Origin of the sequence: Niallia sp. FSL W8-0177, assembly GCF_038006285.1 — a bacterium.
GTDB classification, from domain to species: Bacteria; Bacillota; Bacilli; order Bacillales; family Cytobacillaceae; genus Niallia; species Niallia circulans_A.
The window spans coordinates 2639481-2655826 of sequence record NZ_JBBOUX010000001.1 but is presented as its reverse complement, the minus strand read 5'-3'; the positions used below and the strand labels follow the sequence as shown (position 1 = coordinate 2655826).

13 protein-coding genes and 1 other annotated feature are annotated in these 16346 nt (G+C 36.3%); of the genes, 11 read left to right on the top strand and 2 right to left on the bottom strand.

The annotated features are described in order from the left end of the window. Positions 1–260 precede the first annotated feature (260 nt). The 8 genes from hemA (at position 261) to NST77_RS13130 (ending at position 8357) form a co-directional block, all read left to right on the top strand. On the top strand, positions 261–1610 hold the full coding sequence (gene hemA, locus NST77_RS13165) for a glutamyl-tRNA reductase (protein WP_095331533.1): 1350 nt from the start codon (positions 261–263) through the stop codon (positions 1608–1610). A 198-nt stretch (positions 1611–1808) separates the two neighbouring features. Then, positions 1809–2633 (top strand): cytochrome C assembly family protein, encoded by an 825-nt coding sequence (locus NST77_RS13160; RefSeq protein ID WP_095331535.1) that lies wholly within the window; start codon positions 1809–1811, stop codon positions 2631–2633. A gap of 41 nt (positions 2634–2674) precedes the next feature. Beyond that, positions 2675–3610 carry a hydroxymethylbilane synthase gene (gene hemC / locus NST77_RS13155; RefSeq protein ID WP_095331537.1) on the top strand — a complete coding sequence of 312 codons (936 nt, stop codon included), beginning with the start codon at positions 2675–2677 and terminating at the stop codon, positions 3608–3610. Beyond that, positions 3603–4367 carry a uroporphyrinogen-III synthase gene (locus NST77_RS13150; protein WP_163185441.1) on the top strand — a complete coding sequence of 255 codons (765 nt, stop codon included), beginning with the start codon at positions 3603–3605 and terminating at the stop codon, positions 4365–4367. The genes hemC and NST77_RS13150 overlap by 8 nt, the downstream gene beginning before the upstream one ends. 15 nt (positions 4368–4382) lie before the next feature. Then, complete coding sequence (gene hemB, locus NST77_RS13145; protein ID WP_095331541.1) at positions 4383–5357, top strand: porphobilinogen synthase; 975 nt, start codon at positions 4383–4385, stop codon at positions 5355–5357. 14 nt (positions 5358–5371) lie between these two features. Next, the gene (hemL, locus tag NST77_RS13140) at positions 5372–6661 is read left to right on the top strand and encodes a glutamate-1-semialdehyde 2,1-aminomutase (protein ID WP_095331543.1); all 1290 of its coding nucleotides are present in this window, start codon (positions 5372–5374) and stop codon (positions 6659–6661) included. 203 nt (positions 6662–6864) lie between these two features. Then, entirely contained in the window at positions 6865–7608 is a 744-nt protein-coding gene (locus NST77_RS13135; protein ID WP_341123067.1) for an ABC transporter ATP-binding protein, read from the top strand. Beyond that, the gene (locus tag NST77_RS13130) at positions 7605–8357 is read left to right on the top strand and encodes an ABC transporter permease (protein WP_286167699.1); all 753 of its coding nucleotides are present in this window, start codon (positions 7605–7607) and stop codon (positions 8355–8357) included. The genes NST77_RS13135 and NST77_RS13130 overlap by 4 nt, the downstream gene beginning before the upstream one ends. A 262-nt stretch (positions 8358–8619) precedes the next feature. On the opposite strand, the gene NST77_RS13125 is transcribed toward NST77_RS13130, so the two are convergent. Together NST77_RS13125 and NST77_RS13120 are read right to left on the bottom strand one after the other, a co-directional pair. After that, the gene (locus NST77_RS13125) at positions 8620–9585 is read right to left on the bottom strand and encodes an ABC transporter substrate-binding protein (RefSeq protein ID WP_123260781.1); all 966 of its coding nucleotides are present in this window, start codon (positions 9583–9585) and stop codon (positions 8620–8622) included. Between the two features lie 10 nt (positions 9586–9595). Then, complete coding sequence (locus tag NST77_RS13120; RefSeq protein WP_095331547.1) at positions 9596–10348, bottom strand: polysaccharide deacetylase family protein; 753 nt, start codon at positions 10346–10348, stop codon at positions 9596–9598. A gap of 294 nt (positions 10349–10642) precedes the next feature. Between NST77_RS13120 and spoVID the strand changes: the two genes are divergently transcribed. From spoVID to NST77_RS13105, 3 genes are all read left to right on the top strand, one after another. Next, positions 10643–11845 carry a stage VI sporulation protein D gene (gene spoVID / locus NST77_RS13115; RefSeq protein WP_235850298.1) on the top strand — a complete coding sequence of 401 codons (1203 nt, stop codon included), beginning with the start codon at positions 10643–10645 and terminating at the stop codon, positions 11843–11845. Between the two features lie 190 nt (positions 11846–12035). Continuing rightward, positions 12036–13124, top strand: coding sequence for a spore coat protein YsxE (ysxE, locus tag NST77_RS13110; RefSeq protein ID WP_341123066.1), 1089 nt, complete (start codon positions 12036–12038; stop codon positions 13122–13124). A 166-nt stretch (positions 13125–13290) separates the two neighbouring features. After that, positions 13291–13520 (top strand) — a binding site (T-box leader). A gap of 64 nt (positions 13521–13584) precedes the next feature. After that, the gene (locus NST77_RS13105) at positions 13585–16230 is read left to right on the top strand and encodes a valine--tRNA ligase (protein ID WP_341123065.1); all 2646 of its coding nucleotides are present in this window, start codon (positions 13585–13587) and stop codon (positions 16228–16230) included. The last annotated feature ends 116 nt before the right edge of the window (positions 16231–16346 follow it).

Sequence of the window (16346 nt, the reverse complement as noted above, 5' to 3'; positions counted from 1 at the left end):
ATAATTTTGCAAAAGAAGTACAAACTATTATAGTAAATAACGTAAGTATAATTCTTTTTCTATTATCAATACTATATCTTACCATATGAATTCACAATTTGTTCACAATTAATAGGCAAATTGTTACCCATTTTTGAAATGATTTTGTTATAATAACTACATGTTAATAATTATTATAATTTAATCCGTTTATATAAAAGGTTTAAAAAAATTCAATAGGAATAATTAGGTATAACTTACTTTGGGGGTGTCACAAAGAAATGCATATAGTAGCTGTCGGACTAAATTTTAAAACGGCCCCAGTAGAAATTCGTGAACGTTTAACATTTGATTCAGAGCAAATAGGGGAAGCTATGAATCAATTACAACATAAAAAAAGCATTTTAGAAAATGTGATTATTTCAACATGTAATCGTACGGAAATATATGCAGTAGTAGATCAGCTTCATACTGGTCGCTATTATATTAAACAATTTTTAGCAGAGTGGTTTCAATTGGAACAAGAAGAGTTTGTTCCTTATTTATTTGTGTATGAACAAGATGGTGCATTAAACCACTTATTCCAAGTGACATGTGGCTTAAATTCCATGGTGGTTGGAGAAACACAGATTTTAGGGCAGATACGAACTAGCTTCTTAACAGCGCAATCCATTAAATCGACTGGATCGGTGTTTAATCAATTATTTAAGCAAGCTATTACCTTTGCGAAAAAAGCACATACAGAAACAGATATCGGTGCGAACGCTGTATCTGTAAGTTATGCTGCGGTAGAATTGGCGAAAAAAATATTTGGTACCTTGCTAAATAAGAATGTCCTTATATTAGGTGCAGGAAAGATGGGCGAGCTTGCTATTCAGAATCTGTATAGCAATGGAGCAAAAAACGTAACTGTGATAAATCGCACATTTGAGAAAGCAGAAGTACTTGCACATCGTTTCGAAGGTCAAGCCAAACCGATGAATGAACTACAATGTGCTTTAATAGATGCAGATATTGTGATTAGTTCAACAGGGTCTAATGCATTTGTCATTACAAAGGCAATGATGAAGGGCGTGGAGAAAATTCGTAAAGGGAATCCACTATTCATGGTTGATATTGCTGTGCCAAGAGATTTAGATCCTGAAATCGCGGAATTAGATAGCGTATTTCTTTATGATATTGACGATTTAGAAGGAATTGTAGAAGCGAATCTGCAAGAACGACAAAAAGTAGCAGAAAAGATTATGATCATGATAGAGGCAGAAATTATCGAGTTTAACCAATGGCTTCACTTATTAGGTGTGGTGCCAGTCATTTCTGCTCTTCGCGAAAAGGCACTTGCTATTCAAAGTGAAACAATGAAAAGTCTAGATCGAAAACTTCCTAACCTTACTGAAAGAGAAAGAAAGATTTTAAATAAGCATACGAAGAGTATTGTGAATCAAATGTTAAAAGATCCAATTCTTCAAGCGAAGGAATTAGCGGCTCAACCGAATGCAGATCAATCAATGCAGCTTTTTATGAAAATCTTCAATTTAGAAGCCGATGCACCGAAAGAAGCGAGCGATATAGGAAAGAAAGAAGAGAAAGAAGCATTTTCTCCAATTGCACAGCCGTCTATTCAAGTATGATTGAGATAATGTTTTAATTACTGCCTAATGTGAATGAGCTCTTGATTTCTTTCTTTGTCATCCGATAATAAACTTTTCGGGTCGTAGTTTCACTTTCCTTTTCTTAGGTTAAAATATAGATGGGGTTATAGAAATAAGAGTTATATTAAGTTGAAAAACTTGGTATTATGATCTTTTATGTTCGAAGGGGAAGCGATGATGCAGGATATATTTATGACTAGACTCCATGAATTCACGATTATTCTTTATGCGTTATCTGTGCTATTATATTTTTTTGATTTTATGCATAATAACCAGAGAGCAAATCGAGTCGCTTTCTGGTTACTTTTATTTGTCTGGATATTACAATCATCTTTCTTAATTATCTATATAGTGGAGATGAATAGGTTTCCGATTCTCACAATTATGGAAGGATTATACTTTTATTCTTGGGTATTGGTAACCTTTTCTTTGGTAATAAATAAGTGGCTGGAAATTGATTTTATTGTATTTTTTACAAATGTAGTCGGATTTATTGTTATGGCAATACATACTTTTGCTCCTGCACGAGATTCTGCCAGAATTCATGTGGAACAGGTTGTTTCTGAGTTACTGTTCATTCATGTGACAGCGGCCCTTTTAGCCTATGGAATGTTTACGATCTCTTTTATTCTTTCTGTCCTTTATTGTATACAATATGATTTATTGAAACAGAAAAAATGGGGAAGGAGGGTAATGCGGATCGCCGATTTAGCCAAACTAGAACATATATCTTACTTATTAAGCGTGTTTGGTGTACCATTATTATTAATTGGCTTAATTCTTGGGGTGCAATGGGCCATTATTCAAAAACCTGATTTTCTCTGGTATGATCCGAAAATTATCAGCTCCTTTATTGTGTTACTCGTATATAGCAGCTTTTTGTACTTACGAGTTTCTCGAAAAATGAGGGGGAAAAATATTGCCCTCTTAAATATTGCTAGTTTTTTAATTATGTTAATTAATTTCTTGTTAGTAGGTAATTTTTCCACCTTTCATTATTAAAAGGAAGACTACATAACGGAAATATGTTGGAGGTACTTTTTATGCGTAAAATAATTGTTGGTTCGAGGAAAAGTAAGCTTGCTATTACTCAGACAAATTGGGTAATTAATCAGCTGAAGAAATTAGATTCTTCTTTTGAATTTGAAGTGAAAGAAGTGGTTACCAAGGGAGATGTTGTGCTCGATGTCACTTTATCCAAGGTTGGAGGAAAGGGGCTATTTGTAAAAGAAATCGAGCAAAGTATGCTGGATAAGGAAATTGATATTGCTGTTCACAGTATGAAAGATATGCCGGCTGAGCTTCCAAAAGGATTAACCATTGGCTGTATTCCTGAGCGTGAGGATTATCGAGATGCTTTAATTAGTAAAAATCATATTCCTTTAAAAGATTTAAGAGAAGGGGCAGTCATTGGGACAAGCAGCTTGCGAAGAGGTGCTCAATTACTTGCAGTTCGTCCTGATCTTGAAATCAAATGGATTCGCGGAAATATAGACACCCGTCTAAATAAGCTAGAAACAGAAGAATATGATGCCATCATATTAGCTGCTGCTGGGTTAGCGAGAATGGGATGGACAAGCGATGTAGTGACAGAGTTTCTAGAGCCTGAAGTATGCTTACCGGCAGTTGGCCAAGGTGCCCTTGCTATTGAATGCCGCGAAGATGATAAAGAGGTATTGGAACTTTTAAGCAAGCTGTCCAACCAAGATACGACGCGTACTGTTTATGCAGAAAGAGCCTTTTTACAGCGTATGGAAGGCGGCTGCCAAGTTCCGATTGCAGGGTTTGCACAAGTAGAAAAAGATGAAGTGTCATTAACAGCATTAGTTATTTCACCTGATGGCAAACAGATATACAAGGAAGAAGTATCGGGAAAAAACCCAGTAGAAGTAGGGGAGCAAGCAGCAGCCATTTTAACAGACAAAGGTGCGAAGGCCTTAATTGATCGGTTGAAAGAGGAGAATGTTATCGATGGCTAATCTGCTTCTTGGAAAAAAAATTCTCGTCCCTCGATCAAAAAAACAAGCGAGTGTGTTATCAAAGCAGATTATTGATCTAGGCGGTATTCCGGTTGAAGTGCCTTTAATCGCGTTTCGAGAAAAACAACTTCCAGATGGAGTAATTGCTTCTTTAAAAAATAAAGCATATGATTGGCTTGTCTTTACGAGCCGTAATGGAGTAGATGCTTTTTTTAAAGAAATGAACAGATTAGAATTAACCCTTGTAGCTCCAATTGCTGTTATTGGCGAAAAGACAACAGCTGCTATTGCGGGATATGGGTATCAAGCTGATTTTATGCCGACAGATTTTGTTGCTGAACAGTTTGCCAAAGAGTTTGCAGCCATTTTGGAAAAACAACAGAGAATTCTAATTATAAAAGGAAACAGATCAAGAGAATTTCTAGCAGAGCAATTAAAGAAAGCCTGTTTACAAGTAGATGAAGCTATATTGTATGAAACGTATTTCCCGCTAGAAAGTGAAGAATTGCTTGTTAATGAAGTAAAGGAAAATGATATAGAGGTATTACTGTTTACCAGCTCCTCCACCGCCCATCATTTTATGCAAATCATCCAAAAACATCAATTGATTGATAGGGTGGAAAGGTGTATCGTGATTAGTATTGGACCAATCACAACAGAAACCTTGCACAGCTATGGAATGCATGTAACAATCACAGCAAAACCATATACAACAGATAGTATTCTGGAACATTTAGTGCAGTATTTAACAAATTAAGTTGGGGGTAAGAACATGGTTGAATTTAAACGTCATCGCAGATTAAGACAATCTGCCAATATGAGAGCATTAGTGAAAGAAACATATGTACATCTGGATGATTTAATTTATCCGATTTTTATTACAGAAGAAGAAAATAGTAAAACTGAAATTTCCTCTATGCCTGGTATTTATCAGTTTTCCATTGATCGATTGAAGGAAGAGATGGATGAGGTTCAAGAGCTTGGAATCAAATCGGTGTTATTATTCGGTATTCCAAAGGAAAAAGACGAATGTGGAACGCAAGCATTTCATGATCATGGTATTGTTCAGGAAGGTATCAAATACATTAAAGCTAACTATCCGGAAATGATTGTCGTTGCAGATACATGCTTATGTGAATATACTAGCCACGGACATTGTGGAGTAATTGAAGCTGGAAGAGTGCTTAATGATGAATCATTAGAATTACTTGTGAAGGCTGCAGTAAGCCAAGCAGAAGCTGGAGCGGATATTATTGCCCCTTCTAATATGATGGATGGCTTTGTAGCTGCGATTAGAAAAGGGTTAGATGAAGCTGGATTCATTGATATACCAATTATGAGTTATGCTGTAAAATACGCTTCTGCCTTTTATGGTCCATTCCGTGAAGCTGCTGATAGTACTCCACAATTTGGAGATCGCAAAGCCTATCAAATGGATCCCGCTAATCGTCTGGAAGCATTTAGAGAAGCTGAAAGTGATGTAGCAGAAGGAGCAGATTTTCTTATTGTGAAGCCAGGTCTTCCTTATTTAGATATTGTTCGTGATATGAAAAATGAATGGAATCTGCCGATTGTTACCTATAATGTAAGTGGAGAATACAGCATGGTAAAAGCTGCGGCACAAAATGGCTGGATTGAGGAAGATAGAATTATAATGGAAACAATGATTAGTATGAAACGTGCTGGAGCAGATTTAATTATTACGTATTTTGCTAAAGATGTTGCACGTATGTTAAAAGAACAATAAAGGAGGAAAGATAAATGCGTTCCTATCAAAAATCAGAAGCTGCATATAAAGAAGCAGTAGAATTAATGCCAGGAGGGGTAAATAGCCCTGTCCGTGCCTTTAAATCTGTTAAAAGAAACCCAGTGTTTATGGAGGCAGGGAAAGGCTCTAAAATCTACGATATTGATGGCAATGAATATATTGACTATGTTTTATCATGGGGGCCGCTTATTTTAGGACATGCTGATGATCGAGTAGTCGAGGGTATTAAAAAAGTTGCTGAAAAAGGAACTAGTTTTGGAGCACCAACGTTAATTGAAAACGAACTTGCTGCCCTTGTAAAAGAACGAGTGCCTAGTATCGAAATCGTTCGGATGGTTTCTTCTGGCACAGAGGCTACAATGAGTGCAATCCGTTTAGCTCGAGGCTATACGGGGAGAAATAAAATTCTGAAGTTTGAAGGTTGTTATCATGGTCATGGCGATTCCTTGCTTATTAAAGCAGGATCTGGGGTAGCGACACTTGGTTTACCAGATAGTCCTGGAGTGCCCGAAAGCGTTGCAGCAAATACGATTACGGTTGCTTATAATGATTTAGAGAGCGTAAAATACGCCTTTTCTATGTATGGCGAAGACATTGCAGCTATTATTGCGGAGCCGGTTGCGGGAAATATGGGAGTTGTTCCTCCGAAGCCAGGGTTCCTGCAAGGTTTGCGTGATGTGACAACAGAATATGGTGCTTTACTTATTTTTGATGAAGTCATGACAGGATTTCGTGTGGACTACGGATGCGCGCAAGGCTATTTTGGCATTACACCTGATATAACTTGTCTCGGAAAAGTAATTGGTGGAGGATTACCTGTTGGTGCATATGGTGGAAAAGCGGAAATTATGAACCAAATTGCGCCAAGCGGACCAATATACCAAGCTGGTACCTTATCTGGTAATCCACTTGCAATGACAGCAGGTTTTGAAACAATATCGCAATTAACAAAAGATACGTATAAAGAGTTTATCCGAAAAGCGGACCGTTTAGAAGAAGGCTTAAAAGAAGCAGCTGCAAAATATGAGATTCCGTTCACAGTAAATCGCGCTGGCTCTATGATTGGTTTCTTCTTTACTAATGAAGATGTAAAAGATTATGAAAGTGCAAAAACATCTAATCTAGATTACTTTGCAGCCTTTTATAATAGTATGTTAGAACAAGGCGTATTTCTTCCTCCTTCTCAATTTGAAGGGATGTTTTTATCTACAGCATTAACGGATGAGGATATTGAGCACACGATTCGTGCTGCTGAACAAGCTTTTTCTACGTTGAAGGCTTAAATAAAACTGTAAAGTAACTTATTCGTTATAGCAAAATAAAACAGCCTAAAATCCCCATGGCAATTTATCGGGATTTTAGGTTGTTTTACTTGATCCCATCTTTCTATGTATTCAAATTACCTAGAACTGTCGATTTTTTGCCACTTTATGAAGGGAAATAGTATGTTATGATGCAACTATTAATAGGACAAGAAGGGATTTTTATGGATTCATTTATAAAGATGCAGGACGTTAGTTTTACGTATGATCATACTACTATCTTACATAAAATCAATTTGGATTTAGAAAAGGGCAAATCATATGCTTTAATTGGTAAGTCTGGAGTGGGGAAAAGTACACTTCTCCATCTTCTCGCTGGTTTCTTAAGCCCAACGGAGGGAGAAGTATTAATGGATGGGAAGAAAATCCAGCAACCACAAAAGGATATTGGCTTTATGTTTCAAGATTTAGGCCTTTTTCCTTGGTTAAAAGTTTTTGATTCTATTTCAATGCCTTTAAAGTTAGATAAAAGAAAAACAAAACAGGAAATAAAGGAAAGTGTAACAGCATTAATGAGAGAAGTGGGATTAAGTGGGATGGAGAATAAATATCCAACGGAGTTAAGTGGAGGGCAGCAGCAAAGGGTAGCTTTAGCAAGAACACTTATTAATAAACCTGATTTGTTGCTAATGGATGAACCAACATCTACATTAGATGAAATGACAAAAGAACAAATTCAACAGTTAATTGCTGAGCAGGTGGAAAAACGGCAGACCACGTTATTGTTTGTTACGCATAATATTGAAGAGGCAGTCCTTCTTGGGGAGTATATTTTATTGCTACAAGATAATGGTGATATCGAGATGATCGAAAATCCCCTATTTGGAGTAGAGAGAGCAAAAGAAAATCTGTCCTTCTATAAGGCTTGTATTGAAGTCCGAAAAAGATTAGCGGTGGTAGAGGTATGAAGAACATTATAAAAAAAATCATCGTGAATCAACTATTCTTAGGTTTTATAAGTGTCGGTTTATTTTGGTATATTGTCTATTTTCTCCTCCAGTCTCACACCATCCCATCTCCGCTTTTAACAGTTACCTATATGTGGCACAACAAATATATATTGCTTCTTCATTCAGGAGCCAGTTTGTTAAGAATTTTCATTGCATTATTTATTTCTTTGGTAATAGGTATTCCCATGGGAATTATTTTAGGGAAAAATAAGAGAGTTAATACATGGCTATCCCCTTTTTTATATTATATATATCCAATTCCCAAAGTAGCATTTTTACCGATATTTATGATTTTGTATGGTTTAGGAAACGAGTCTAAAATCATGTTAATTATTTGGATTATTATTTTTCAAATCATTTTGTCTGTCAGAGATGGTGTCTTACAAATACCGGCAAGCTATTTCAGAGTGATGAACGGCTATCGGGCAGCTATTTTTCAGCAATTCATTTATTTAATTTTTCCAAGCATACTACCTGCGATATTTACGGGGATAAGAATCAGCATAGGGATTAGTTTAGCAACCTTATTTTTTGCCGAAAACTATGCAACGACATATGGAATTGGCTACTATATTATCAGCGCCTGGACAAAAATGAATTATGAAGAAATGTTCGCAGGAATTGTAGCCTTAGGATGTATTGGTTTATTGCTATTTATTTTATTAGATAAACTAGAATTAAAAATGACACCTTGGAATTATAAGTAAAGAGAGATACATATAGTTTAGAGGGAAGGCGTTAATTTGTTCCATTTAACTTAAGAAAGTAGGCTGGGGGGAGCACATCAGCATGTACTTCGCGCAGCCCCATAGGAGTATTCCTGTGGGATTAGTTATAAAGAAGATCCTCCTATATGCTGCATATATCAACTGCAATCAATACACAGCAAGGAGAATCTACTATGAATAGTATTCGTAAACAAATTAAATCAGTCTACTTGTATTCTGTTTTTCCTAAAAAGTATACTTTTTAATTTGGCAACAAAGTAAAGTCTGTTAAATCTTCATAGGAATAGCTTTCTTTAATTTGCCCTTTCTCTTTTGTCCATTGAACAATCGAATCAAAGGAATTTTTTGGCACTACACTGGCATAAGGAAAGCTTTCTTTTGTTGATAAATAATTGCTCATAGCATCAGGAAATTGGTATTTAGTTAATATATCAGCATATTCCTTAGCTTTTGTATTGTTCATATAGTCAATAGCTTTATTATAAGCTTTATAAAAAGCTTTGATATCTGCTGGTTTAGAGGATATTAGTTCATCTGAAAATAAAATGGTTCCTCCTTTAATCCCTGCATCTGTTGAGCTTCCTAAAAGGTGAGCTCCTTGGCTGACTAGCATGCTAGCCTGTGGTTCTGTAAAAACTACTCCATCCACTTTATCTGCCATAAGTGCTTCCGCACGGCCAGAAAAAGAAGGGATTTCCACGATATTATAAGTGAAGTCTTCTTTCGCTGCAAAATCATCCATAATATATTCCAAGATAAAATTCGGGACAAGTGAAACATTTTTACCATCTAACTCTTTCATCTCTGTCACTCCTGAGTTTGGAGAGGAGAGAATTTTAAAATCTTCACTTATATCAGAAGTAATCTTCATCTTTATGCCATTCTCCATAAAAGCTGCTGCTGTCATGACATCTGCGATTGTCCCGTCTACTTCATTCGCTTGGATGGCAACATTTCGATCAGTAGGAGCAGAGAAGGATTTGATGGAAACCTTTAGTCCTTCTTTATCAAAGTAGCCATTTTCTTTTGCCAAAATAATCGGTATTGCTGATTCTGCGGGCAAAATGCCGATCGTTAGTTCTTCCCCGGATGGTTTTTCAGTCGTGTTACTTTTTTGATCATTTGTTTTAGTTGCTGTTGTCTTTCCACAAGCAGCAGCAACTAAAACGAAAACGAGTATGAAGGATAGGGTCCATATTTTTTTCATCATTTTTCTCCTAAATAGTTATAATTTTTTTAAATGCCTCTAAGTCTATTAAATAAGGAATGGCATTTCTTTTTAGTAAAAGAGGATTAGTCTGCATATCATTGTGACCATTTTCACAAGTGAATGCAAGTTTAAATTCTTTTTCTTTTAAAGTGAGTACATTGGATTCGTTAAATAGGCCAAATGGATAGGCAAATACATTTTTATGGTTGATTAGAATATGATTGTTGCATTCATCTAGATCTTTGGCAAAGGTTTCTTTACGAGATGTCATTAATAGACTTTCTGACTCACTTGTACGTATATGCATATGATGTGTATGGTTAGCATATTCAAATACGTCTTTCATTTCCTCTAGGTCCCTTGCAGATAAACATACAGATTTATCTTTTACAAATATACGTTTATTATCATGCAGCCATCCTGTTACCACAAATGCTGTTGCGTGAAATTGATATTTTTTGAGAATCGGGTATGCATATTCTTTGATGGATTGAAAGCAGTCATCAAAAGTAAGTAATATTGATTTTTCCGGTAAGGGATTGCCTCTTTCATAATATGCCTTTACTTCCTCTAAAGATAAAGTGTGGAAACCATTGTGAAACAAATACTCCATTTGTTGTTCAAATTTTTCTAGTGTAATGAAAAGGGGAGAGGGCAAGAAATCCTTATATGCTTGTTTGACATCAATGGGATGTTGTTCTGCTGCTTGAAAATCTTCCTCTTTTCTTATTTCGTGATACATTAACACAGAAAAAGCCATCATAAAACCTCCTCTTTCATAAAATGCAGAATTTCTGCGTTTCCAATTTAAGTAATTTTGTTAACTTACAAAATCTTCTTTTATTATATCGGACCCTAATAGGAAAAAACGGCTAGAATTATAAATAGTTTTAACAATTTGGTGTATAAATTCAGAAAAATTAGATTTTTGTTAAAGTTCGATTCTTTCTTAGCTAAACAAATAAAAGAAATATTCATAAAGTGTTACAGATAATCATAAGTTTTTAAAGACAATAGTGATATACACGTGAAAGGAATGAGAGGAGGAGTCGCTTTGTCTCAAGAAAATTCGTCTATTTTACGGTTTTCGTTGGAAGAGTCCGTCTGGTTTCAAAAAGGACAGGAAGTAGCAGATCTGCTTTCCATTTCACTTGATCCCAATATAACAATCCAAGAGAACGATCAGTATATTATCATTCAAGGCTCTTTAGAGCTTAGTGGTGAATACAAGCGCTACAATGAAGGGGAACAAGAAGAGGAGGAGGTTTTTAAAGCTCCTAAATTAGTGCATTCTGTTATGGAGAGAGAGGAAGGGGTATGTGAATTTTTACACCATTTCCCTGTCGATATTACGATTCCTCTTGAAAGAGTGACAAGTCTTGATGATGTGGAAATCGAGATTGATACTTTTGATTATGTTTTTCCCGAAAGAAGCTGCTTAAATTTAACGGCTGATTTAACTATTTCTGGCTTGGCTTCAGAAGAAGTGGAGGAGGATATAGCGGAAGAGGAAAGGGAAGAAGAATTGGAAGTAGCACGGCATACGCAAGAAGAGGAAGAAGTAGTGGAACTAATACGGGATCATTCGAAGGAAGAAGAGGAGGTTTTAACTGATTCCATAGAAGAACCTGTTGAAATTGCCGTTAGTCCATTTCAAAATGTTAGTCCCTTACTAGAGGAATTACGTGAAGAGAAGGAAACAGAGGATGACTTATATTCTTCCTTCGAACTAGAGGTTAGAAAGACTCCAGAAGAGGATGATGAATGGAGCACAAACGAACATACAAAGATCCCTTATTTTTCTGAGGAAGTTAGAAAAGAGGAGGAGGCTGCTCCTGCAGAACCAGAGATGAAAGTTTCCATATTACGTAGTGAAGAAAAAGTATTTACTGCAGAAGAAGTTTTCCAGAAACCGGATCACGAGTCCTCCTCTGAAGCAAAGCAAGAAGAGGTTGTTATGGAAGAAGAAGAACTAGAAGAATCATCTTCTTCTCCTAATGAGGAGCCTAAAAAGAAGAAAGGCCTTTTTAATAAGACAAAGTCTCTTACTTTTACAGAATTTTTTGCTAGAAAAGAAGAAGAGAAGCATACAAAAGTGAAAGTTTGTATTGTACAGCAAGGCGATACATTAGAAAAATTAAGTGACCGATACAATGTAAATATCCATGCATTGTTAAAAGAAAATCGCATGGAAGCAAATCAAGATATATATGAGGGGCAAGTTCTATATATTCCTGGGAATTTTGTAGAGAAATAGGGCACAAACAGCAGGCAGGAGAAAATCCTGCTTGACTGTTTTTCTTGACTTTTCACCCGTCTTTTATTCTTGAAGTTTAAACGGTAAGAGAGTGAAAGGAATTGGAAGGAAAACAAAACAGAGTCGATTGTTAATCGAATATATGGTAAATGCCCGAATCGTCAACTAACCATCGATAGAAACGGAGAAGATGGCAGTTTCACTTTATGAGAAAGTGTGGGCGGATATGAATGAACAAAACATATTAAAGAAGTATACACCGATTTTGAAGCCATATGCAGTCGAACCGAATTTTGTAGAGGAGTTCGGAAAAGTAGCGAAGATTTACAGTAATAAAGGAACTTTTGCTTTGAAACGAATGGATCCTCATCACGGTGCTGATTTCACCCGTCATATTCGAATGCTATATCAAAAAGGCTATAATCGGATTGTTCCGATCTATCCAGCTGTAGATGGTAGATACGCTATTTTTTATGATAATAAGCTGTTCTACTTAATGCCCTGGTTACCAAATGAGGAAAGAGAGAATTATTCCAGGAAGCATCAGCAAATGTTTCGCGAGCTTGCACGCCTTCATATTTTATCTTCGAAGGAAGTGAAAATTGAGAAGGAAGATCGACAGGAGCATTTTGAAAATACACAGTTAGATATTGAAAAAGAACAAGAGTTTTTAAATGGCTTTATTGAGCTATGCGAAAGTAAAGAGTATATGTCACCATTTGAATTAATGTTCTGTCTGTATTACCATGATATTCGGCAGGCGTTGATCTATTCGGAAACAAAGCTAAAAGAATGGTATGAGGAAACGAAAGAAGATGAAAAGGCAAGAGTCTCCATTATTCATGGGAAACTGTCACCAGAGCATTTTCTTTATGATGATAGAGGATATGGCTACTTTACTAATTTTGAAAAAGCTAAGTATGGAACGGCCAGTCATGATTTACTTCCATTTCTCGCACGCTCATTAAAAACGGGACCGAAGCAGAACGATAAATGTATTGAGTGGCTATATACGTACTTTAAGCATAATCCGTTAAAATACGATGAAATGCTATTGTTTTTAAGTTATTTAGCTCATCCAGGCCCCATTATTCGAGTTTGTGAGAAATATATGAAAGCAAATAAGAAAGACATTAATGAACGAAAATATGTTCAAAAGCTGCTTAAACAATATTGGCTTTTAAAAAATACTGAATATGTTGTTATGCGAGTGGATGAGATAGAAAGACAAAAAAAAGCACAGCAGGATGCTGCGGAACAAGCAGAGACCCAGGATTAAAAAACTTGGGTCTATTATTATTGGGTGTAATAATTGTCACCATTTTTTCACATGTATATAAAGTAAAGACAAACAAAAAAGGAAATGAATAAAATTAAAAAATTTAGGCAATCCTTATTGACGAGATTAAGTTATTTTCGGTAGTATAGCATATATAAAATAAATTATTAAAGCAATGACAGGGAGTAGTACAATGTAAGTTGTTTCAAAGAGAGGAAATCAACAGCTGCGAGATTTCTATTCAACCCATTGGAAGGTAGCCCTCGAGCTTCTTTTGCGAACGGTGTGCTTATTAGTAAAAGACGGACAGTATCCGATATCATCTTTTAAAGAGCCAATACCTATTTTGTATTGGAAAAAAGGTGGTACCGCGAACAAACTCCATTCGTCCTTTTAAGACGAGTGGAGTTTTTTATTTGCTTTAAAAAGTACAAAGGAACACGATTAGGAGGAAATTAGGATGGAAATGAAAGAAATCTCCATGCCGACAAAGTATGATCCAGCAAGTATTGAAAAGGGTCGCTATGATTGGTGGTTAGAAGGCAAATTTTTTGAGGCAAAGCCAGATGAAGGAAAAAAGCCTTATACAATCGTAATCCCGCCTCCAAATGTAACAGGTAAACTGCATTTAGGGCATGCGTGGGATACAACATTACAAGATATTTTAACAAGAATGAAAAGAATGCAAGGTTATGATGTATTATGGTTACCTGGAATGGACCATGCCGGTATTGCTACCCAGGCAAAGGTAGAAGAAAAGCTGCGCGCCCAAAATATAAGCAGATATGATCTTGGTCGTGAAAAATTTGTAGAAGAAACATGGAAATGGAAAGAGGAATATGCAAGTCATATTCGTGCCCAATGGTCTAAATTAGGTCTAGGATTAGATTATTCTCGTGAAAGATTCACATTAGATGAAGGGCTATCCAAAGCAGTTCGTGAAGTGTTCGTTTCTTTATATAAGAAAGGGCTTATCTACCGCGGAGAATATATTATCAACTGGGACCCAGCTACCAAAACTGCACTCTCTGATATTGAGGTAATCTATAAGGATGTACAAGGTGCCTTTTATCATATGAAATATCCTTTAGCAGATGGATCTGGATATATTGAAATAGCAACAACTCGTCCAGAAACAATGTTAGGCGATTCAGGTGTTGCTGTTCATCCGAAAGATGAAAGATACCAGCATTTAATTGGTAAAAAAGTAATTCTTCCGATCGTAGGCAGAGAAATTCCGATTGTTGCGGATGATTATGTGGAAATGGACTTTGGATCAGGCGCTGTTAAAATGACTCCAGCCCATGATCCTAATGATTTTGAAGTTGGAAACCGTCATAATTTAGAAAGAATCTTGGTAATGAACGAAGACGGTACAATGAATGAGCGTGCTGGCAAATATGAAGGAATGGACCGTTTCGAATGTCGTAAGCAAATTGTCAAAGATTTACAGGGAATGGGAGTTTTGTTCAAAATTGAAGAGCATATGCATTCTGTTGGTCATTCTGAGCGAAGTGGTGCAGTAGTAGAGCCGTATCTATCTACGCAATGGTTCGTTAAAATGCAGCCATTGGCTGATAAAGCAATCGCCCTGCAAGATAAAGATGCTGAAAAAGTTAACTTTGTTCCAAATCGCTTTGAAAACACGTATATGCGCTGGATGGAAAATATTCGCGATTGGTGTATTTCTCGTCAGCTTTGGTGGGGGCATCGTATTCCTGCTTGGTATCATAAAGAAACAGGTGAAATTTATGTAAACCATGAAGCACCAGCAGATATAGAAAATTGGACACAGGATACAGACGTATTAGATACATGGTTCAGTTCAGCATTATGGCCATTCTCTACATTAAACTGGCCAAATACAGAGGCAGAAGATTATAAGCGCTATTATCCTACTGCTGCTTTAGTAACTGGATATGATATTATTTTCTTCTGGGTATCTCGCATGATTTTCCAAGGTATTGAGTTTACTGGGGAAAGACCATTTAAAGATGTATTAATTCACGGACTTGTTCGGGATGAACAAGGTCGCAAAATGAGTAAGTCTCTAGGAAATGGTGTCGATCCTATGGATGTAATTGCTAAGTATGGTGCAGACTCCTTACGTTATTTCTTATCAACAGGAAGTTCACCTGGTCAAGATTTACGTTTCAGTATTGAAAAAGTAGAGTCTACTTGGAACTTTGCGAATAAAATTTGGAATGCTTCCCGTTTTGCGTTAATGAACATGGATGGTTTAACGTATGATGAGATTGATTTATCAGGTGAAAAATCAGTTGCGGATAAGTGGATCCTAACGAGATTGAACGAAACTATTGAAACTGTGACACGTCTATCTGATCGTTATGAGTTTGGAGAAGTAGGAAGAGTCCTTTATAATTTTATCTGGGATGATTTCTGTGACTGGTATATTGAGATGGCGAAGCTTCCATTATACGGTGATGATGAAGCAGCAAAACTAACAACACGCTCTATTTTAGCGTATGTGCTTGATAATACAATGCGTTTATTACATCCATTTATGCCATTTATCACAGAAGAAATCTGGCAAAACCTTCCGCATGCTGGCGAATCGATTACTGTTGCAGACTGGCCAGAAGTAAATCCGGCATTTACAGATGATAAGGCTGCAAATGATATGAAGCTGTTAGTAGAAATCATTCGCTCTGTTCGTAACAGCCGTGCAGAAGTGAACACACCAATGAGTAAGAAAATTAGCATTTTATTAAAAGCTAAAGATGAAGAAGTGAAAGCTACCCTTCTTGAAAATAAATCTTTTATTGAGCGTTTCTGCAACCCGGAAACATTAAGTATTGATACAGATATTGCTGTACCGGATAAAGCTATGACGGCTGTAGTAACAGGTGCTGAAATCATTCTTCCTTTAGAAGGTTTAATTAATATGGAAGAAGAAATAGCTCGATTAAATAAAGAGTTAGAGAAATGGAATAAAGAAGTAGAACGTGTTCAAAAGAAATTAAGCAATGAAGGCTTTGTAAAAAAAGCACCAGAAAAAGTAATTAACGAGGAAAAAGCAAAAGAAAAAGATTATTTAGAAAAACGTGCCGCAGTTGAAGCACGTATTAATGAACTAAAAGGTTAATTTCATAGTAGAACGAAGGGTGTCTCCGCTATCAAACCTTTGAGGCACCCTTCTTCTATGGATGAAGCATTTACTTTTCATAATACTAGCCAAAGTTAATTAGAGAAAATACTGGC